16 protein-coding genes and 1 tRNA gene are annotated in these 21,504 nt (G+C 55.3%); 14 read left to right on the top strand and 3 right to left on the bottom strand.

Annotated elements, in window-relative coordinates; all coding sequences use genetic code 11:
* Positions 1-31 precede the first annotated feature (31 nt).
* From KJY78_RS05750 to KJY78_RS05700, 11 genes are all read left to right on the top strand, one after another.
* The gene (locus tag KJY78_RS05750) at positions 32-1,240 is read left to right on the top strand and encodes a serine/threonine-protein kinase (protein ID WP_214337653.1); all 1,209 of its coding nucleotides are present in this window, start codon (positions 32-34) and stop codon (positions 1,238-1,240) included.
* Between the two features lie 23 nt (positions 1,241-1,263).
* The gene (locus KJY78_RS05745; RefSeq protein WP_214337652.1) at positions 1,264-7,041 is read left to right on the top strand and encodes an Ig-like domain-containing protein; all 5,778 of its coding nucleotides are present in this window, start codon (positions 1,264-1,266) and stop codon (positions 7,039-7,041) included.
* 19 nt (positions 7,042-7,060) lie between these two features.
* Entirely contained in the window at positions 7,061-8,050 is a 990-nt protein-coding gene (locus KJY78_RS05740) for an AAA family ATPase (RefSeq protein WP_214337651.1), read from the top strand.
* 5 nt (positions 8,051-8,055) lie between these two features.
* Complete coding sequence (locus tag KJY78_RS05735; protein WP_214337650.1) at positions 8,056-9,333, top strand: DUF58 domain-containing protein; 1,278 nt, start codon at positions 8,056-8,058, stop codon at positions 9,331-9,333.
* Entirely contained in the window at positions 9,330-12,053 is a 2,724-nt protein-coding gene (locus tag KJY78_RS05730; protein ID WP_214337649.1) for a transglutaminase domain-containing protein, read from the top strand. The genes KJY78_RS05735 and KJY78_RS05730 overlap by 4 nt, the downstream gene beginning before the upstream one ends.
* Positions 12,046-13,215: a 5-(carboxyamino)imidazole ribonucleotide synthase gene (locus KJY78_RS05725; protein ID WP_214337648.1), complete on the top strand. Its 1,170-nt coding sequence runs from the start codon at positions 12,046-12,048 to the stop codon at positions 13,213-13,215. Before KJY78_RS05730 ends, KJY78_RS05725 begins: the two co-directional genes overlap by 8 nt.
* A 16-nt stretch (positions 13,216-13,231) precedes the next feature.
* Positions 13,232-13,747 (top strand): 5-(carboxyamino)imidazole ribonucleotide mutase, encoded by a 516-nt coding sequence (gene purE, locus KJY78_RS05720; protein WP_214337647.1) that lies wholly within the window; start codon positions 13,232-13,234, stop codon positions 13,745-13,747.
* Between the two features lie 503 nt (positions 13,748-14,250).
* Entirely contained in the window at positions 14,251-15,282 is a 1,032-nt protein-coding gene (galE, locus tag KJY78_RS05715; RefSeq protein ID WP_214337646.1) for a UDP-glucose 4-epimerase GalE, read from the top strand.
* Positions 15,279-16,649, top strand: a complete 1,371-nt coding sequence (locus KJY78_RS05710; protein ID WP_214337645.1) for an LCP family protein — start codon at positions 15,279-15,281, stop codon at positions 16,647-16,649. The genes galE and KJY78_RS05710 overlap by 4 nt, the downstream gene beginning before the upstream one ends.
* Positions 16,650-16,654: 5 nt before the next feature.
* A complete protein-coding gene (locus KJY78_RS05705; protein WP_348771212.1) occupies positions 16,655-17,734 on the top strand; it encodes a glycosyltransferase in 1,080 nt (359 codons plus the stop codon).
* Entirely contained in the window at positions 17,731-18,618 is an 888-nt protein-coding gene (locus tag KJY78_RS05700; protein WP_348771211.1) for a glycosyltransferase, read from the top strand. The genes KJY78_RS05705 and KJY78_RS05700 overlap by 4 nt, the downstream gene beginning before the upstream one ends.
* 33 nt (positions 18,619-18,651) lie before the next feature.
* Here KJY78_RS05700 and KJY78_RS05695 read toward each other — a convergent pair whose 3' ends face one another.
* Positions 18,652-19,146 carry a DNA/RNA helicase gene (locus KJY78_RS05695; protein WP_214337644.1) on the bottom strand — a complete coding sequence of 165 codons (495 nt, stop codon included), beginning with the start codon at positions 19,144-19,146 and terminating at the stop codon, positions 18,652-18,654.
* A 109-nt stretch (positions 19,147-19,255) separates the two neighbouring features.
* Here KJY78_RS05695 and KJY78_RS05690 point away from each other — a divergent pair, with 109 nt between their 5' ends.
* Positions 19,256-19,765, top strand: a complete 510-nt coding sequence (locus KJY78_RS05690; protein WP_214337643.1) for a peptidylprolyl isomerase — start codon at positions 19,256-19,258, stop codon at positions 19,763-19,765.
* Between the two features lie 80 nt (positions 19,766-19,845).
* Complete coding sequence (locus tag KJY78_RS05685; RefSeq protein WP_214337642.1) at positions 19,846-20,739, top strand: rhomboid family intramembrane serine protease; 894 nt, start codon at positions 19,846-19,848, stop codon at positions 20,737-20,739.
* Positions 20,740-20,761: 22 nt separating this feature from the next.
* Here KJY78_RS05685 and KJY78_RS05680 read toward each other — a convergent pair whose 3' ends face one another.
* Positions 20,762-21,037 carry a cell division protein CrgA gene (locus tag KJY78_RS05680; RefSeq protein WP_214337641.1) on the bottom strand — a complete coding sequence of 92 codons (276 nt, stop codon included), beginning with the start codon at positions 21,035-21,037 and terminating at the stop codon, positions 20,762-20,764.
* Positions 21,038-21,125: 88 nt separating this feature from the next.
* Positions 21,126-21,209: transfer RNA gene (locus KJY78_RS05675), tRNA-Leu, on the bottom strand.
* Positions 21,210-21,235: 26 nt separating this feature from the next.
* Between KJY78_RS05675 and KJY78_RS05670 the strand changes: the two genes are divergently transcribed.
* Positions 21,236-21,439: a hypothetical protein gene (locus KJY78_RS05670; RefSeq protein ID WP_214337640.1), complete on the top strand. Its 204-nt coding sequence runs from the start codon at positions 21,236-21,238 to the stop codon at positions 21,437-21,439.
* The last annotated feature ends 65 nt before the right edge of the window (positions 21,440-21,504 follow it).

Below are 21,504 nucleotides of genomic sequence, written 5' to 3'. Positions count from 1 at the left end.
TGGATTTTAGTGAGATAAACTAATTCGTGTTATGAACAATCACGAAACGGGTGCAGTAAACAAACGGTCGCGCAGGCAGCCGCCACCGTTGCTGCCCGGTTTTAAGTATCTTGCTGATATTGGCTCGGGCGGCTTTGCCGATGTTTACAAATACGCGCAAGATTTACCGCACCGCACAGTCGCGGTAAAAGCGCCAAAACAGTACACCGCCGAGACGTACACGCAGTTCATCCACGAGGTGCAGATGCTTGCCCCGATAGCGGATCATCCCGCAGTGGTTTCACTGTACCAGGTGGCAGTTGCGGCAGATGGCAGACCATGCCTAATTATGGAACTGTGCTCAAGGCAGATTAAACCAACCAGATTGGAAGCGCAACAGCTATCGGCTGAAACCGTTTTAGCAACCGGGGTGCGGATCGCCGGCGCGCTTGAAACCGCACACCGGGCGGGGATTATCCACCGCGATATTAAGCCCACAAACATACTGATAAACCAGCGCGGGCACGCGGCACTAACAGACTTTGGCATCGCTGCTCAGACGCGAAAAATAGACGGAGGTGTGCAACACGCGCTCACAATTCCGTGGGCGGCCCCTGAAGTCGTTAGCCGCAACACACCGGGAACCGTTGCGAGTGATATTTGGTCGCTCGCAATTACGCTGTGGCAGTTATTGGCGGGCAGGCGGCTGTTTGATCCGCGTGCCCAAGACAAAGCATTAGCAGAGCGCGCAAAAGCGTGGCAGCAAAACATTATTAAAGCGCAGTATGAGTCGTTGCCCTGCCTGGAAGCTGAGGTGCTCGACCCAGTATTTATGCGGGCGCTGCAGCAGAATCCCGCCGCTAGGTATTCGAGTATGGCGCATTTTGCGGCAGAGCTGCAGGTCGCGCAGAAAAAGCTGGGGTACGCCGTAACGTACTGTGATGTTTACACGCCGGGGCAGGGTGCGGTCACAGAGCAGGCAACAAACATAACCTCGCTGCAGCTTGCGCCTGATCGATCCGCTCGAAAAGCCGTCAGGCTGGCAAACAAGCGGGCAGCGGCGGATCGCAAACCGCAGGATATATGGGGCTCAGCAGAGCTCGTCCCGGAGGTTACACAGTCTGTTTTTAAGATGCGCCCGGCTGTCGCGCTGCGGGCTGATTCGGGTTCTAAAAAACTGCGATATGCGGTGTATACGGTCGCGGGGGTTGCGGTAATTAGCGTGCTCGTGGCCGCCGTGAGACTGCTGGGGTTGTTCTAGTGTTACAGCGGGTGCGTTTCACTGTGAAACAGGTTGTTGCGGTGGTGGCCGGGGCGCTTGTTGCGGTTTTGCTGGTCACGCTCGCTGTTATGCACGGCGGGTTTGACGCTAAACAGGTGGCGCACAGCCCCGGCGACGTGTGGGTGTGGCGTGAAAACGGCAGTGTCGGGCAGTATGCGCGTGTGAACACTAAAACGGGCGAGCTTGATGCCGTGCGCAGTGTTGCCGCGCCGAGCGCGGTTGTGCAGCTGCGCGGGCAGGCGATGGTTTTAACGAGTGGGAATACCCGTGCTTGGCAGGTGGATCCCGCTAATCCGCGAGATATTAAAGCCAATCAGAATGAGGCGGATGCCAATATTCCGCTGCCGGAAGACACCGTGGCTATGGCCGCTGCCGCGCAGTGGTTAGTTTTTATTACAAGCGGCGGGCAAGCCTATGTTGCTGACTTTAGGCAGGGCGATGATGTGCGTAAAAACATTGAGAGCGCTCTGCTAGTTGCGCAAAACAGTGGGAATCCCGCTAATTTTGTGGCGGCCGCGGTTGCCGAGAGCGGCGAAGTTATGCTCTACGACAAGGCTAATAATGCGGTTGTGAGATACAACGCGGTTCATAAAAGCTACGCGAAAACGGTTCATTTGCCGCAGCGGGCGGCATCCGCAGCAGGTTATGAGGTTACTTTTGCCGGTAACTCCTGGGCTGTTTTAAGTGAAAACAAGAATATTTGGGTTCCGAATGCGACCGATCCGCTGGAGGTGCCCGGAGGCGCGGCGCGGCTTGCGCCAGCGAGCGCCGCAGCGGCAAATATAACCGTTGTGAGCAATTCTGGGCTGTATCAGGTTGCCGGTGGGCAGCTCTCAGAGCTTGCGCAGGTTAGCGGCGCCCCGGCAAAGCCGGAGATTGTTTCGGGCGTAGTATATGCCGCGTGGGCTGCGGGCAACAGTGTGCGGCTCTGGCGCAGTGACGAGCCAGATAGCACCCAAAATCTAACTGTGCAGCAGAGTGAAATTGAGCCTGCTAGGCTTGTTATTAGCAGCAACGGTGACACCGCTGTGCTGACAGACACCGCTGCGGGGCGGATCTGGCAGCTGCCCGATGGCATAGCGCTGCCGCTGACGCAGTGGCAGCAGACGGATCAGCCGGATGTGGACACCGGTGAAAACGTGTTAGAAGATTCGCCCGACTCAAAGCCTCCGGTTGCAACGGCGGACAGCTTTGGCGCGCGCGCTGACAGCACAGTTGAACTGCCCGTGCTGTTAAACGATTTTGACCCAAACCGGCAAGATGTGCTCACAATTGACACCGCCGACACTGCGGCGGTTACGTCCGAGTTTGGTGAGCTGAAAATAAGCAGTGACCGGCAGCGGTTGATTTTACAGACTAAGCCCGGGGCAACCGGTACAGCCAGTTTTAGCTATCGCGTTACCGACGGTGTATTAAACTCTGAACAGGTCGGTGTGACAGTTACGATCCAGCCTGATAGCGTGCAGAATCCGCCGGTCTGGTGCGGAGTTAACAACTGCCGTGCAGAGTTTGTAAGCCCCTCTATTGCGCCGGGCGGGATGAGTGTTTACGACGTTTTGAACGGTTGGGTTGACCCCGAGGGGGATCCGATCACGCTGGCGGCTGTGCAGCAGGCACAGCCGCAAGATCCGCTAAAAACCGTTATAGCAGCTGACGGGCGGGTTGCTGTGCAACACACTGATGCGCAGCAACCGGGTAGTTTCGCGGCAGTTGTTGCGGTGAACGATTCGCGCGGCGCAGTTGGATCTCACGAGATGACAGTCACAGCTCAGCCCGGAGCACCGTTGCGGTTTGCGGCGCAGGCTGTGAGCGCGACGGTTGGTGAGCGAGTGAAAATTGATCCGCTGAAATATGTTGTTGGCGGATCCGGCAGCTACCGGCTTGAGAGCGTCACCTCGGCCGCAACAGGGGTGCTGATTAGCAATGATTACGCGGCGGGCAGCAGCCTGGTTACGGCGCAAAGCGAGCTTGTGACACCGCTGAGCGTGAGTGTTATAGACACGGTTACGGGGCAGCAGATTGAGAGTGCGGTGTGGCTGTATGCTGCTGCACAAAAGAGCGCGCTGTCGCTGCAGCCGATGCGCGCCTACGTGCGTAAGAACTCTGATATTACAGTTGATCTGGCGGATGCGGTGTCGGGCAGCGCAAGCCGCGTGTTTGCGCTCACAAGCGCAGTTCCAGCAGCTGAACCGGGCGCGCAACTCTACACCGACACGATTGAGCATTCAAAACTTAGAATAGCTGGGACCGCGTCAAACTTCGATAGCGTGCGCTACCGGAACGGCGACGAGGATCGCAACGGGCAGGGCGCGGCAAAAGCGATTGCCAGCATCGGCAAGATTACGGCCACGGTAACAGACGGCACAAACACCGCAACCGGGGTTGTGAGCGTGTATGAGGTGCCAGAAAACACTGCGTCGCAGATTATTGCGAGACCCGACGAGGCAATTGTGCGCGCGGGAAATATTGTTGATATTAAAGTTCTAGAAAACGATGTTTCGCCGTGGGGTGAAAATCTTGTGCTTAACCCCGAGGTTGGCGCAACAACGGCGGAGGGTTCCGATCTCGCCTTTGTGTCCGGCGATACGCTCAGATATTTAGCGCCCAAAGAGCCGGGTGTTTACAATCTGGAATACACCGTGAGCGCGGCGAACCATCCAGAAGTGGTTGAAACCGCTGTTGTTAAGGTTACGGTTTTAGAGGCCGCGGGTAACCGCGATCCGCTCCCGCAGAATACGACTGTGCGCCTGGCTGCGGGGTCGAATGTGACCGCGATGATCCCGGTTTCCGGGGTGGACCCGGACGGTGACAGGGTGCGGATCACGGATGTTACCGCTGAGCATGAGGGGATTACCGCCTTTGTGACTGCGCGCGGCATTAGGGTTGCCACGTCGAGCACTGTTGAACCGGGTGTTTATAACCTGGGATATACGGTGCGCGATGCTTTTGGGGGTAGCGGCACGGCGAATTTGCAGGTTTTTGTTGTTGCCGAGGCGGCAACAGCGCCGATTGTGTATAACGATTATGTGCGGGTAGCTGAGGGTGTGGAAAACGCGGTTGCGTTGTATCCGCTTGATAATGACAGCGATCCGAGCGGTGGCGTGTTGGAGCTTGTCAGTATTGAGCCGCAGCTGCCCGGAGGTGATTCGCACCCGGAATACAAAAAAATGCGGGCGCTGCTTGACACCTCAGAGCTTGAGGCTGGTAAGGTCACTGTTAAAACCCTGGCGCACGCGGCGACAACTGTTTACCGCTATGAGGTGCGCTCTAGGCTCACCGGGAGTAGCAGTGAGGGGCTTTTGACGGTGCAAACAACGGGGCGTGTGCAGCCGCAGCCCGCAACCGTTTACGACACTGTTTTGAGCGTTAGCGAGCGCACCCAGCTGGAGCGTGCGGGAATTAATGTTGTTGCGGGTAAAGTGCGCTGGCTGAGTGGTAATACCGCGGGCTTAGAGCTGAGTCTTGTTGGTGATAACGCCGCTAAATACAGTGTTGAGGGGCACTTTATTAGGGGTAGTTATAATCCTGCTGGGGATCAGGTTGTGTTTAAGCTCGCGGGCAAAGACAGCGCGGGGCAGGATGTTGTGAGCTACGGGTTTATGTTCGTGCCGCCGCTTGATGACCTGAGGCTAACGCTGAGAAATAGTTTTGAAGGTTTATCGGCGGCTGAGAATGAAACCGTGACGCAGGCACTTGAGGATATTATTGAAACATCTCCGGGAGATACGCTGCAGTTTGTTGACAGAGTGTCGCGCACTTTGCGCGCGGGATCACGCTGCGAAATTAAAAACGGGCAGGTTATGTATACCGCTGGCAGTGGCGCGCCGTGGCATGATGTTTGCGTTATTGAGGCGCGAGTTGCCGGGCAAACAACATACACTAAACTCGCAATAAAAATTAATGTTGTGCCCAAACAGCCCGTTCCTGAGCTGCGTGAAATGCACGTTACCGCGCAACCGGGGAGTGTAAAAACAATAAACCTCACAGATATGGTGCGCTGGCTGGGAGGAAGTGTTGGAGACAGTTCCGCCCTGCAGTTTAGAGTTGGCGCTGACACGCAGAGTGTGCGCACTAGCCTGCAGGGGCACATTCTACAGCTAGATATTGCGGCGGATGCGGTATCCGGCTCAAAAGTTGCGCTACCGGTGAGCGCGGGGCAGTTGCAAGCGCCCCTGGTTGTGAAAATAGGACAGGTTAGTGAGCTTGCCCCGCGCGGCGGAATCGTGCAAATGCGGTGCATAACTAACGCTGAGTGCGCCGCGCTTGCGATCGGTGTTCCCGGTGAGTTTGATCCTTTTGCTGGCAGCCGCGGAGCAGGGTTGAAACTGCAGCGCGTTGAGAGCGGCAACTGCGCGACTGCAGGTAATTTTAGGCAGCTTGCTAACAGAATTATTTTTGAGCCTAAAGATAAAACCGCAGGTCTTAGGTGCAGCGCTGGTTTTATTGTGAGTGACGCGCAAAACCGGTTGGGCTCGGGCGCAATTGAGCTTGACTTAAAAGGGGTTCCGAAGCCCCCTGTAACCGTTGTGCAAACCGCTTACACCGCTAACAGCGCAGTTTTTAACGTTACGATTAACAACGAGCAGAGTTATCCGCCCGTGTCAGAGGTGAAACTGTATAGCGAAAGTGCTGGTCAAGTAACGTGTGCGCAGCGTAACGCGCTGGTCTATGAGTGCCGGGTAACAGGTCTTGTAACCGGACAAGAGCACAGTTTTGCTGCGATCGCGGTAAACGAGGTTGGTGAGTCTGCCAGATCGGCCCAGGTTGTGGGGTGGGCGTTTGAACAGCCACAGACTCCCCAGGTGAAAATAACCCAAACTAGCGCAACCTCAGAGTTTGGTGATTTAGAGCTGCAGCTTCTCGGTGGTAGCGCTGATATTGTCGGCTACGACGTGAGCGTAGACAGGGGCAGAGCGCAGCGGCACGGCGGCGCAACAAACAAGATTTTACTGCAGCTGCGCGAGGGTGAGCACGAGGTTAGGCTACACCCCGTTAGTAAGTTTGCACCGCCTCCAGTGTTTGGGCAGCAGGAGAGTGAGCCCATTATTAAAATCGTGCGAGTTAGCACAGCGCCACATCTTGTGCAGGTGCAGCAGCTTGATAGAGACGAGTCTGAAAACACGGTACGGGTTAAAATAACAGCGCGCGGCGGCGTGGACGAGAGCACGTTTTACGGCGTTAGCACATCTGGCGTTTGCGTGCCCAGCGAGCCTTCTGCCGAGTTGACTGTGCCGGGAGATGCCGGATCCTCAATAAGCGTTGTGGGGTGCGTTAAAAACAAATGGGGCATCGCACAGAGTGATCCGCAACAGTTTATCGTCGGCAAAGTGCCGACTCCAACCGGTCTGAGCTACCAAATATCACCTTTAACGGCGGACGACAACAGCGGGCGCAGGTTCAGTGCGCGGGTTATTGCTGAGCCGCAGCCAACAGGTGAGGGCAAGGTCAGCTATATTATTAACGGGGTAGAGCACAGCAGTTTTAAGCTAGAGGCGGACACTCGTAAACCGCAAATTACCGCGATTAGAGAGTTTGCTGGCAGAAAATCCGAGGCGGTTGCAGTTGCTGCCAGGGGTGAAAACGTGGGCGCAGCCCCTGTTTCAATTGTAATTGACAGTGACGTGCAGCAGGTCGCCACTCCTGAGGAGCTGGCGGATCATATTACCGAATTGAAAACTGGCGGCGCAACGGTTAGCTACGGCAAAAACGATGACGGATTCGTGACAATCAGCGTTGCGGGTTTCACAGAGCCTATTGTCACAAGTGTTAAAACAGGGTAATTCGGAGGGAAAATAACCTATGCAAATAAACAGCATGGTTTCAGCGGATCAGGCAGCTGCTGCGAGCGGATACCTGACAACCGCCGCTGACGCGGTTTCACAGATGTTGCTCGGCAAACGGTACACAGTAGAGCTTGCGCTTGCAACTCTTGTTGCGGGCGGGCACTTACTGCTTGAAGACACGCCTGGCACGGGTAAAACCCTTTTGGCTCGCGCAGTGGCGCAGGTAGTTGAGGCGGAGAGCTCGCGAATTCAGTTTACCCCCGATTTGTTGCCCGGTGATATTACAGGGTCGAGCGTTTACAACCAGGTGAAAAACTCTTTTGAGTTTCACCCCGGACCGATTTTTGCGAACATTGTTTTAGCTGATGAAATAAACAGGGCCAGCCCTAAAACACAGGCGGCACTGCTTGAAGCAATGCAAGAAAAACAGGTTACTGTCGATAATAAACAGTACCGGCTAAAAGCCCCGTTTATGGTTGTGGCAACACAAAACCCGGTTGAACAGGCCGGCACATACGAACTTCCTGAGGCGCAGCTCGATAGGTTTATGGTGAAAACATCTATCGGATTTCCCGATGAAATTGCGCTCACCCAGATCCTCGCAGGTCACGGCGTGCCAGAAATAAAACAGCCGGTGCTATCGGCGAAACACCTTGCGGCAATTAGCGAATTGGCCTCAAACATTTACGTTAGTGCCCCGGTTATCGACTATGTGCAGCGGATAATTATTTCAACCAGAACGGTTGTTGAGCTTGCTTCCGGAGCTAGTGTGCGCGCCGGTATTGCGCTGCTGAGCTTAGCGCGCGCGTGGGCGCTGATCCGCGGCAGAAATTACGTTTTACCCGAAGACGTTTCAGAACTCGCACAGAGTGTTTTAGCGCACCGCCTAATTTTATCGGCGGATGCGGTTTATAATGGGATTTCAACCGCGCAGGTGGTGCAGGAGATTTTGCGAAATACGGCAGCACCAACCGAGACTTCAGTGCGGCAGGGTGGCAGACAGTAGCGATAATGGCAGATTCGCAGTTTGCGCAGCAGCTTCCTGAGCGTGTCGCACCGGCGGATGGTGCGACAGGGTCTCGCACGCTTAAATGGCGGGTGCTGCTCCGGTTTATTGTGGAAACCGTGACCGCTCTCGGGTGGACCATTATTATTTTGTTTGGAATCTGTTTTTTTGCGGTTGTGTTTGGTGGCTGGCAAGAGGCGTTTTTTATTATGCTCGCCTGCGCAACCGTTTTGATTATTGCGCTGCCCTTTCTGTTGGGTGGGCGCGACTACACTCCTGAGCTATTTTTTGGGCGCTCTCGCACGGTTGCGGGAAGCAACCTAAGCGGCAACTTAAGGCTTCTAAACTCCGCAAAACGTGCGCAGCCAGCAACCGAGTTGGAGCTTACCGCCGGGAGTGCGATTCTGAAATACACCGCCCCTGCACTGGCAAGCTCGGCGGCAGCTCTGCTGCCCCTGGAGCTGCGCAGTTTGCCGCGCGGGGTGCTTAACGTGGGGCCTTTGAAGATTATGCGGAGCGATCCGCTCGGGTTGTTTAAGCGTGAAACCGTGTGGCACATTGGGCAGACCATTTTTGTGCATCCGGAAACCGTGCCTTTGAATCTCGCGTCTGTTGGGTTTGTGCCAAACCTTGAGGGGGTTAACGGCAGCAAGCTCACGGATTCTGATTTCGCGTTTCACGCAATTCGTGACTATCAGCCCGGGGATCAGCAGCGGCACTTAGACTGGCGATCGACCGCGCGCACGGGCAAATTAAAGGTTAAGCAGTTTACACAGACGCAGAGCGCAAAAACGCTTTTTGTGCTTGATATTACCGCAGGTTCGTACACGGATGCGGATGATTTCGAGCTCGCTTTAAGCGCCATTGCGTCAATTGCTGTGGCGAGCGCAAAAGAGATGCGCGGCGCTGTTTTTGCGGTGGTCGGCGGCGCAGCGCGCGGCGGATATCGGATTCTGCAGTACGACACGGGCGAAACACTGCTTGATGAGCTGTGCGGGCTGTACCCGAGTGCGCAGCCCGCCAATTTGCGGTTGGTGGCTCAAAATATGGCGCAGGCGCTTAATAAAGATTTTACAACAACCGTTTATGTAACGGGCACTGCGGGGATGGGAAACGCCGTTTTATTGCGTGAGCTTGCGCCGCTGGCGGTTAATTCTGCAAATATGAGCGTGGTGCGCGCAGCGGCGCAGGAGGATACAGCTGCACAGCGCTTGCGCGGCAGGGCTGTTATCACGATCGGCGAGCTGACAGATATGCTCACGTATTTTGGCGGGCCGGCATGAGTCGAAAAGAATATTTACTGTTTGCGGCGGGTGGGCTCGTAATAATTTTTAGCGCGATTTTCGCCTGTGCCCCGCTATATGCAAACTGGCGAATAATCCCGCTTGCGGCTGTGATCACAACCGTAACGTTAGTGCTCTGCGCGCTGCTAAAAGCACAGAAAATATCTCGCCTGTTATTAGTTGGACTTTTTTTCACGTTTTTTGTTGCGGTTGTAATTCCGCTTGCTGTGCCGCAGGTTGTGGAGCGGCTGCCCGGGTCTTTAGTGCATATTCTGGATGGTTTAAGCGCCGTTGTAACCGGGTGGAAAAAACTTTTAACCATCGACCTACCCGCAGGCGACTACCAAACGGTGCTAATTCCATACGCGGTAACGGTGTTTGTTGCGGCTTTGGGATATGCGTTAACTTTTATCGCGCGCCGCGCTAAGCAACACTGGGCGGCGCTCTGGTTTGCGCCACCGGTGCTGTTTAGTGCGGTGTTTGGAAGCAGTCGGGTGAGCGATGCCGCGCAAATTTTCGGAGTGCATATAAAAGCTCCGTATGAGAGCGCGATCTGGGGCGCAACCGCGCTTGTGGCTGTTATCTGGGTCTGGTTTTTCAGCACTCGCGAGCGTCGCCAGGCACTAGCGTACGGGCGCGCAATAGCGCTTGGCGGATCCACTAGAATTGTGCGCGGAGTACTCACGGGCGGTTTTACAATCGTCGCAATTACGGTTGTGACAACCCTTGTAATTACCACGCTTACAGGGGAGCTGCAGCGCCGGGTTGCACGAGATAGCGTGACCATCCCAATAACCTCGGCAAACAGCAATAACCTGCTGAAAAGCTATAGAGATACCAAATCAGACGCGCGTTTAAAATCTGAGCTGTTTAGCGTGCAGGGCGCGCCAGAAAATGCGGATCGCCTACGGATCGCGGTTTTCAACGAGTACAACGGGGTTAACTTCACCGTTTCAGAAAAAACACACTTCACGCGGCTTGCTGGCGGGCTGTTTAATTTTGAACGGCGCGACGCAGAACTGCGAGTGCGTATAGCCTCAGACTATCTGCAAAACTGGTTGCCGCACACGGGCGTGATTACGGGTGCTCCGGTGTTTGATAAATTGGGCGCAGGTCACGAAAACAACCGTTTTTACAGGTCGCAGAGTCTTGGCACAGCGCTGCTTGTGCCCGTTGGGCGCGGGATGAATGAGCGGGTGGCAAGTTTGCAACCGGGCGATGAATACACGGTCGGAATTACCGTGACAAATTCGCTAACTGCGGCTAAAACCGAGGAGGTTTATGAGCTGCCACTGACAGAGTATCCGCAGCTGCAAAAATGGCTTATGGCGCAACAGCTGGGCAACGAGATAACAGATTTAGAGCAGCTGTTTAAGAGGCTTGCTTCGCGCGGATATTTAAGCCACGCGCTAACACTTGACGGAGGCAGAAGCAACTGGCTTGATGGCGTTGCCGGTCTGGAGTTTGTGTCGGCCGCGGGCGGGCATTCGCAGGCGCGTATAGAGCAAATGTTTGAGCGGTTAAACAGCAAAGAACAGCAGTTCAGCGGTGCGGGTGGCAGCGTCGACGCAGGCAGTGTGGGTGGTTCGGATGGCGGCAGCGTCACTGGCACGGGCAGCGCTGGCGCTGGCGCAGGTGCGAGCGGCACAAACTCCAGTGCGCAGCTTGTTGCGGCGGTGGGAGATGACGAGCAGTTTGCGAGTGCTGCGGCTTTGCTCGCCCGCGCTCTGGGCTATGATTCGCGGGTTGTTGTCGGTGCTAGGTTGAAAACCGATGTGCCGGGTGTGCCAGCCTGTCGCGAAGGAGTGTGCCGCGGCGAAAATATTGCCGCCTGGGTTGAGGTGCAAAACAAACAGGGCGAGTGGCTGAGCTATGATGTCAGCCCGCAAATAAAGGATAAACCGATAAGCACAGCGGTTGGCGTGAAACTGCCCGAGTTCAATACCTTGCCTCCCGCACACACGCTTCAAAAAACAAGCCCGCCGCAGAACCTGGGAGCGGACGGTGAAAATGCTCTAGAGCCGCATCTGAGATACGATTTCGTGGCAAAATTGCTGGTTATTCTCGGGGCAATTGCGCGAGTGCTGGCGGTTATTCTGCCAATCGCGCTGCTGCTGTTGATTGTGCCGCTTATTAAGATTTTGCGCTGGCGAGTTAGGCGGCGCGGCGAAGCGTCCGTCAGGGTGCTTGCAGCATGGCGTGAGCTTGTTGACAGAGCCTTAGACGCGCGTGTTTTGGCACCCGCGCAACTAATGCTGCCGCGCCTTAAGATCGCTGAAATAATAGGATCTCCCGGGGCAAAAGTGCTCGCTGAACATGCTAATTTGATTAATTTTGCACCGACCGATACCGGGGCTGATGCGCGAGTGCCTGATGCAGTATGGGATATTCTCGCGGCAGAGCTCGCCACCAGACGCAGTATCCTAGGCAGGGTGCGGCGAATTAAAGAGCTGTACACAATCATTTCTTTGCTTGAAATGGCGCAAAAAATGATTAGTCGCACACAAGAAAAAATCAGGAGAAGGTGGCAAACCGCGCTCGGTAGGTCTGGCTTTTCTGGCGCGCTCAGCAGATTAAGCGCATCTGGCAGGTTAAGCGCGCCAGCTGTGTCCCGCAGGTCCGGCGCGCTAAGCACACACCAAAACCTTAGAGAACACAAAGAAAACCCCGCCCGCACCTTAAGCGGCGCTAAAATATTTCAGAGGAGCAGTAATGATTGAATGTGAAACAAAAAATAAAACGGAAACCCCGCAGCGCATCCGTGTGGGAGTGATCGGCGGGGGTCAGCTTGCGCGTATGATGGTTCCGCCCGCACTGCACCTGGGGCTTGAAATCTCAGTTCTGGCAGAATCTGAAGGCATGAGCGCCGCTCGCGCGGCTGACGCCGTTGGCGACTATCGCGACCTGCAAACGGTGCTTGATTTTGCCGCAAACGTCGATGTTGTAACGTTTGATCACGAGCATGTGCCGGGCACGATTCTGACAGAGCTACAAGCGCGCGGACACGCGGTTTATCCGCCGCCCCAGGCATTACAGTATGCGCAGAATAAGCTTTTAATGCGTGAAAAACTCGTTGAGCTAAAAGTTGCAACCCCCAAATGGATGCCCGTCAAAAACGAGACTGAGCTTGCTGATTTTCTCGCCGAGTGCGGCGGTAAAGCGGTTGTTAAAACACTGCGCGGCGGGTACGACGGAAAGGGCGTGCGTGTTATCACCGGGGTAGTCGAGGTCGCAGACTGGCTGCGCGAGTTAGCTCCCGGCGACGCGCTGCTGGCCGAGGAGCTGGTTAATTTTAAACGCGAAGTGTCGCAGCTGGTGGCGCGCCGTCCCGACGGTGAAATGCGCGTTTGGCCACTGGTTGAGACCGTGCAAAAAAACGGTGTTTGCGCAGAGGTTATTGCCCCCGCGCCGGTGCTCGACGGGTACGACACCAGCTCGCGCGCGGCGCAAATAGGCAAAACTATTGCCGAGGGCGCGGGTGCTGTGGGTGTTGTGGCGGTTGAAATGTTTGAGTGCGCTAACGGCGATCTGCTGGTCAATGAGCTAGCAATGCGCCCTCACAATTCGGGGCATTTTACAATCGAGGGGAGCGTCACAAGCCAGTTTGAGCAGCATTTGCGCGCTGTTTGTAATCTCCCGCTGGGCGAGGTTGCAATGACCGCACCCGTTGCGGTTATGATAAACGTGCTCGGCGGCCCGTCTGCCGGATCCATGCTGTCGCAGTACCAGCAGGTTCTGGCACAGTATCCCGCGGCTAAGGTGCACAGCTACGGCAAAGCATCCAGACCCGGGCGCAAGGTCGGGCACGTTACGGTCACGGGCGACAATCTGAGCCGGGTTTTGGCGGATGCGCACGCCGCCGCACGGCTTTTTGACGCTTAGTAGCTAGAATTAAAGGATGACAGATCTAAACAATAAACCGCTTGTGGGCGTGATTATGGGCTCTGATTCTGACTATCGGGTAATGGCGGATGCGGTTGCAACCCTAGAGTTCTTCGGCATCGCACACGAGGTCAAGGTTGTGAGTGCGCATCGTACCCCCGAGGTTATGTTCGCGTATGGCAAATCGGCCGCCGAGCGTGGCATTAAGGTTATTATCGCGGCGGCGGGCGGCGCGGCGCACCTGCCAGGCATGATTGCATCACTCACAACGCTGCCGGTTATTGGGGTGCCTGTGCCGCTGAAACAGCTTGACGGGCTTGATTCGCTGCTGTCAATTGTGCAGATGCCCGCGGGCGTGCCCGTTGCGACGGTTGCAATCGGAGCGGCTAAAAACGCGGCAATTTTGGCGGCAAAAATGCTCGGTGCGTTTGATCCGCTGCTGTCGCAGAAGCTTGACGAGTACGCGGTGGATCTGGCATCCGCCGTGGCGCAAAAAGAAAAGGCACTGCTGGCGCAAATCGAGCAACAGTAGTGTGAGTTTAGCGAGGGTAGTGCGCGCGCCCGCAGCGCGAAGTTGCCGCCGTTAAACCGTAGCGGTGTAATTTTCCCGCGCAGCCATCCTGTGCGACGGTAACCGAGCATCCGCTCGGCGAACCCGCACCCGCAGCGCAACATTCCTACAGCGTTGCGTGCAGTTCCCGCAGCAGCCGGGATGTGCCTTCCCAGCTGTGAACTTGCGAGCGATTAGCCGCCAGTGTTTTGAGTCGGCTAAGTTCGGTGCTTTGCGCGGCAAACAGCTCGCACAGTTTTGCGCCAAGCTCTGTGTCGTCACCAAAAGTTATGCCTGCTCGGCGGCGGCGTCAAAAACAGCACCTATTAGGTTAATCACAGCCACTTATTTCGCTCCTTGCGCTCTATTCGGGGATTAGTTTACGCTACTAAACGAAGTTTCTTTTAAGGGATACAGCGCCCGAGTTTTCCATATCCGGGCTGATTAATCGCTATTATTCAGTGTTTTGTTTTATTCTATTATTTATGCATGTAATTTTAACGGGTGGTGCTGGCTATATTGGTTCTCATACTGCGGTTGTGCTCGCAGAACGCGGGCACACTGTGACGATTATTGACGATTTTTCAAACTCGCACCCCGCCGCTGTTGAGCGAGTGCGCGCGATAACGGGCGCAAATATTGAGCTGCGAGAGGCCGATCTGACCGATTCTGTCGCAGCTGCTAAGGCATTTGCCGGTCTTAATGCGGATGCTGTGATCCACTTTGCAGGGTTAAAGGCGGTTGGTGAGTCTGTGGCGGAGCCGATCCGCTATTACCGTGTTAATATTAATTCCGCGTTGAACGTGCTCGATCAGATTCGTGAGCGCGGCATTAAAACACTTGTGTTTTCAAGCTCCGCGACCGTTTACGGCGACCCGCAGGCGCTGCCGATCGACGAAACACAGCCTGTTGGTGTGGGGCTTACTAACCCTTACGGCTGGTCGAAGGCGATGATTGAGCAGATTATTCGAGATGCGGCGGTGGCGCAGGGCGATCTTGCAGCGGTGCTGTTGCGCTATTTCAACCCGGTTGGCGCGCACCCGTCGGGTCAGATAGGTGAGGATCCAAGCGGCATCCCCAACAATCTGATGCCGTTTGTGTCGCAGGTTGCTGTTGGTAAGCGGGCAAAATTGAGCGTTTTTGGCGACGGCTACAAAACAAAAGATGGCACGGGAGTGCGTGACTATATCCACGTGATGGATCTTGCGGCGGGGCACGCTGCGGCTCTTGAGCATGCGCAGGCGGGGGTTACCGCGTACAACCTCGGCTCTGGCGAGGGTTCTAGCGTGTTTGAGGTGATTGCCGCGTTTGAGCAGGTTAGCGGGCGTAAAATTGCCTACGATGTAGCGCCGCCGCGCAGTGGCGACGTTGCTGAGGTGGTGGCGAATCCGGCAAAAGCCAATCGCGAGCTAAACTGGCGCACCGAGCTGTCACTCGAGCAGGCCTGCCGCGACAGTTGGAAATGGCAATCGCAGAATCCTGGCGGATATCTTGGCTCCGCTCAAGAAACGCCATGAATCTAAGCGCACAGCTCCGCTTGCCGCTGCGGTATCCGAATGTGAGTTCTGCGGTTTTTATGACGAAGCGGGCGCGCTGGCTTGTTTTGCTGGGGTTTCTGATTCCTGGAAGCGCGCAGATTCTCGCGGGTAAACGCGGGCTGGGCAGGTTTGGGCTTGGCGCAATGCTGCTGTTTGTTGTGTTGGGGCTGTGCGCGCTAGTTTTTTTCCTGGTTGATCGCGCGCTCGCGCTAACTTTTTTTACTAACACCTGGGCGCTTTTAGGGCTGCAGATTGCGATGGTGTTTTACGGTCTGGTCTGGCTGATTTTAGGCTTTGACACGCTGTGTTTAATAAGGCTTAACAGGGTTGCTGTGAACTGGCGTCCCGTGATCGCTTCGCTCGCGGTGATTTTAACCCTGGCGCAGGTTTGCGCCGCGGCATGGACAACAAGCACTATCGGCGCGGGTCGCAACCTAATCGACACGCTTTTTGCCAATAAAGCCCCGGTGGTTGCGCCGGTTGAAGGGCGCTACAACATACTGCTGCTGGGCGCTGATGCAGCCCCGGATCGCGAGGGTTTGCGTCCCGACAGTATCTCGCTAATCAGCGTTGATGCTAAAACCGGGCAGTCTACAATAATTGGTCTGCCGCGTGAAATGGCGGATGTTCCCTTCCCGCAAGACAGTCCCATGTACACCCTGCACCCTAACGGTTTTGGCGTTGATGGCGGATGCAACACTGGTCGCTGTTGGCTCAACAGCCTGTACGCCGAGGCAGAATATTTCAACCCTGAACTGTACCCGGATGCTAGCGGGCGCGCCTCATCTCCCGGTGTTGAGGCAACAAAAGACGCTGTGAGCGGTGTGACGGGCCTGAAAGTGCAGTTTTATGTGCTCGTTAATATGGACGGTTTTGCGAAGCTGATTGACGCGCTCGGCGGGGTGCAGATGCACGTTAAAGAGCGCATCCCGATCGGCGGTGACGCTTCCGGCTATGGCGTTGAGGGATATATTGAGCCGGGAGTGCAGCAGCTGAACGGGTATAACGCGCTCTGGTATGCACGCTCGAGATACGGATCCGCTCGTGGCGACTATGACCGCATGGAACGCCAGCATGAGCTGCAGACGGCGATTTTGAAGCAGATGACCCCGCAAAACGTGCTGCTGCGCTTCCAAGACATCCTAAACAGCGGCGAGTATTTGGCGGAAACCGATATTCCGTCGTCCATGTTTGGGCGCTTTGTTGATTTGGCTGGTAAGGCTAAAGAGCACGAGCCGGTGCGGGTGGAGTTGTCGCCGCCTGCGATTGACCCGGAATACCCAGATTTTAATGAGGCGCAGCGTTTGGTGCGGGAGGGTGTTGTGCGGGCATCAGTAGAGGGGTAAAAGCAGTGATTGGTTTTAGAGAAGACAGAATTAAAGAAACGGTGAGCGTTACCGCGGTGATTGTTTCACACAATCGCAAACACCGGTTAAAAGAAAGCTTGCACGCGTTGTCGCGGCAGACGGTCTGGCCCGAGAGAATAATCGTGGTTGATAACGCGAGCACGGACGGATCTGTTGAGTACGCTGCCGATGCGCTGGGGCTGTGGCCGCGCGAGGTTACGGTCGAGCTAATTGATCTTGACGAGAACACCGGCGGCGCTGGTGGCTTTGCCGTGGGTATTGCTGCGGCGCTGGTTCCCACCGCGCTAAACAACGGCGGCGATAACAGCAGGCAGGGTGTTAGTGACTGGATTTGGGTTATGGATGATGACACAATTCCGCACCCGACCGCGCTGGGAAACGCGGTCAGGGCGCACTCCAAGTATGCGGCCGCGGGACCGGATCATCTTGCGGTTATGGGCTCGCGTGTGGAGTGGGTGGACGGCAGCGATCACCCGATGAACACCCCCAAACCAAAAATAGGAGCGAGGCGGGCTGAACGGCTCAGGGCTGAGGCAAGCAACTGTATGGAGATCCGCTCGATCTCTTTTGTTTCGGCGTTTTTACGCACATCGAGAGTGCTGCAAGAGGGGCTTCCCGTGGCTTCTTATTTCCTGTGGAATGATGATTTTGAGTATTCTGCGAGGCTGCTGAACGGCGCGCGGGGTTTGTGCGTGCTGGATTCTGTTGTTACTCACAAAACCGCCACCGCAAAATCGAGCGACACTAACCCTGGCGCTCGTTTTAAGTTTGAGGTGCGCAATAAAATCTGGGTGTTTACGCGCTCGCGTGCGCTGCAGCCCTGGGAGCGTGTCGCCTACACGGGGGCGTCTGTGCGGCGCTGGCTGCGCACGTTTATTAAAAGCACCGATCGCTCCGCCCTGTTGCAGTATTTCCTGGAGGGGCTGCGCGAAGGTATTACCACTAAGCCTGAAACAAATGCACAGGCGCTGCAGAATGCTGAAGTGCCGCACGCGATTGCAGAGGTGCTCAAAAATTCTGATGCCGATACTTTCAGGCTTACAAAGCGCAGGAGGAAACAGTGAGCGTGTCAGAGGGCGTTGCAGCGCCGCAGCGCGCCCCTTTTGCGTTGCTGATCTCGGTTTATCACCGCGATACGTCTGAACTGTTGCTGACGGCGCTAAACAGTTGTGTGCGCGAGCAAACCTTGATCCCCGCCGAAATAGTACTCGTTAAAGACGGTGCGGTTTCGCGAGAGCTAGCAGCTGCCATCGCAGAGTTTGTGACAACCAGCCCGGTGCCCGTGCAAATCGTTACCCTGCCCGAGAACCGGGGGCTTGCCGCGGCTCTGAACGCGGGGCTGGAGCGGGTTTCGTGCGAGTTTGCTGCGCGCATGGATGCCGACGATGTATCCGTCCCTGATAGATTCGCAACGCAGTGGCAGTTTTTGCAGCAGCACGGTCTAGACCTTGTTGGTACTGGTATGGCGGAGTTCGTATCAGACCCCGACACTGTTTCCACTTTGCGAGTGCCTCCGGTGGGGGCAGAGCGGATTCGCGCTCACGCGCGTACTCACGCACCTTTTAACCACCCTACTATGATGTACCGGGTTGCCACTGTGCAAGCCGTCGGCGGATACCAGGAGATGGGCACAATGGAAGATTACTGGCTCGCGGTGAGAATGCTGCTGGCTGGTGCGAAGGTCGATAACATTGCGCGCCCGCTCGTGAAATACCGGGTCGGACAGGGTGCGTACTCGCGCCGCGGCGGATGGCAGGTTTTACGCACCGAGTGGCGAATGCAGCGCAAAATGCTGCAGATAAGGTTTATTTCGCCAGTGGAGTTTGTGCGCAATTGCCTAATTAAAATGGTTTACCGCCTGCTGCCCGGCGAGGTTAAGCGGTTCTTGTTTAGGAAATTTGTGGCCGGGGGGCTGCCCGGGGATAAAAAGTCCGCGCCCGGCAGCTAGAAAACTACGAGGCGCGGATTAGTAACGCTTAGCTTACTGTTTTTCTGGAGCTAGCCAAATATCTTCGTCGTCGCGGAATGACTGCCACAGTGAGTACCCAACAGCCGCTGCGACACCAATACCCGCCAGAATAGCGAGGGTTTTGCCTGGCGTGTTGCGCTTTTTGATAACACCGTTCTTTTCTGCGAACTTGCGGATAGACTTAGCAAGATTCTTGTTGCCGGTGCTGTTTGCAGCGTTGATTGCGCGCAAAACCGTCTGCTCTGCAAGCGGCGGCATTTTGTCGCCTAGCCCCTGACTGAACTTGATAAGATTTGCGAGCCCACGCTCAACGGTTGGACTAACCGTCTTATAGGCTTTAGCAACGCGTGGCAGAAGATGCTGGTTGCTCAATTTTTTAGCCTGATTGCCAGCCTCTGACAGAACAACGCCGGCATGATCAATTACATCTCGCTGTTCATCAAGAACAACGCCAACGAGTTTGCGTAATTTTTTAAGCTCGCGTTTATTTTTGCGGGATAATGACATTGCACTCTCCAAATGCTCGATTGATTTGTACGGATATTATAAACGATACACTGTGATTCTGAATGGTCGCCAGGGGTTTTGTTTAAGATCACCGTTTACAATATTAGACATGACTATTCCAACTGCAAAAGCAACTATTTCAACCAATCACGGCGATATTGTAGTCAGCCTGTTCGGCGATCACGCGCCCAAAACAGTGCAAAACTTTATCGACCTGGCAGAAAAAGGTTTTTATGACGGCGTGATCTTCCACCGCATTATTAAAAGCTTTATGATTCAGGGTGGCGACCCAACCGGTACCGGTACGGGCGGTCCCGGTTACACCTTTGACGATGAGATCCACCCGGAGCTCGTGTTCGACAAGAAATACCAGCTCGCAATGGCTAACGCCGGCAAGCGCCCCGATATGACCGGTCGCCTCGCAGGCACCAACGGGTCGCAGTTCTTTATCACAACCAGCGAGCCAATGTACCTAACCGGCAAGCACACTATTTTTGGCGAGGTTGCTGATGATGAGTCACGCAAGGTTGTTGATGCGATCGCAGCTGTTGCAACCGGCGCGCAGGATCGTCCGCTAGAAGATGTCACAATCACCGGTGTTGTAATCGAAAAACTGTAGCGTTGCAATTTTTAGAATCGGGTGTGACACGCCTTTGCGCGCTGCCACACCCGCTTTAAACAACAAAACGGGAGATACTAATGGTGCGGATACCAGAGTACGGCGAAATGGCAGACTACAGCGATGCTGATAGCTGCTATAGGCATCCGGGCAGAAACAGTTTTACGCTCTGCCAGCGTTGCGGGAATACCGTCTGTAACGACTGCCAGCAGCCGCGCCCGGTAGGGTTGATCTGCCCCGCCTGCGTTGCTGAGCTGATGCCTCCGAAAGTTGCGCGGTTTCAGCGCGGAGCGCGATCCGCCGTGAAATCCCTGACAAGCAGTGACATGCCGGTTGTCACCTACGCAATAATGGCACTCTGCGTGCTCGTGTGGGTCGGGCAGCAGTTGATGCCGCAGCTCACCGGCGCGCTCTGGTATATTCCCTGGCACGCCACCAGTCTGGATTTTCAGCCCTGGCGCATAGTCACCTCTGTTTTTGCGCACTCGCAGGGCAGTGTGATGCACCTGCTTTTTAATATGATCACGCTCTGGCTGTTTGGCGCGCAGCTCGAAAGAACGCTTGGTCGTCGCTATTACGGGATACTGTTTCTGCTTGCTGGAATCGGCGGAACCGCGGCAATCACGCTTATTGCGCTGCTCGATCACGGGCTGTTTAGCACGGCAACGCTGGGCGCGTCGGGCGCGGTCTTTGGTGTTATCGGGGCGTTTATAGTTATTTCTTACAAACGAAAAATAAACGTTACGGGGCTGCTCGTGTTTTTGGGTCTCAACACGGTTATCGCGTTTTTGCCGGGCATGAATATCTCCTGGCAGGGACACCTGGGCGGTTTTATAACCGGTGCGGCGCTAATGCTGCTGTGCTGGCGGGCAGGTAGCAGCGTGCAACGACAAAACAGTGTCAGACCGCTTATGTACGGCGCTGTTAGCGCGGTGCTGATTGCTGTTTTTGTTACGTTTTATCTGTTGTTTTAGATGTGAATGCGGGAGCGGATCACTAGCGCCAGCGGGTTGTCATTAGAAACCCGATCATAATAAAGCCAAAGCCCACGAAAATATTCCACTGCCCAAACTGCGGCACCGGCAGTGCCAGGGTTGCGCTTGTGATGTAGTAGAGCACAATCCACACCAGTCCGAGCAGCATGAAACCCAGCATCACGGGTTTAAACCAGATTGGGTTTGGCGCTAAGTGACCGGACTGTTTAGCTTTTTCTTTAAGTTCTTTGCGGGCAAGTTTAGCTTGCTTGCGGGCAGTTAGTTCTTTTTTAACCATGTGTAATATTTTAGCTGAAATACAAGCTTGTTTGCACACAGCACACAATCGCCTGCTGTGCAGCGAGATTGTGCTCGGTGTTTTATTGTGCGCGAGGGGGGACTTGAACCCCCACGCTCTTGCGAGCACTGACACCTGAAGCCAGCGCGTCTACCAATTCCGCCACTCGCGCGTGCGAGCTAAAGATTTCTAGCTCGGTTGAGAACTTTACCAGATCGGAGCGGTGGAGCGCAATACGGGATCCGCTTGCTGGCGGGTTCGCGGGGGTGGATGCTGGCATGGGTGCTGGCAGGATCGCGGGTGCGGGTGCGGGTGCTGTCTGGCACGGTGGCAGAACTGCGCCCGGCGGTGTGCGCGGCGGCACAACAGTTCATTTGCGACGCTTTCAGCCAGAGTCGGTAGCATATTCTGAGATGTATCCTGTAAAGTTGTTGATTTAATAAATAAGCAGGCTAAAACCGATTTAT

It is taken from the genome of Canibacter zhuwentaonis (assembly GCF_018531145.1).
Classification (GTDB): Bacteria; Actinomycetota; Actinomycetes; order Actinomycetales; family Microbacteriaceae; genus Canibacter; species Canibacter zhuwentaonis.
The sequence above is the reverse complement of the archived record's forward strand: the minus strand, read 5'-3'. Positions and strand labels throughout refer to the sequence as shown.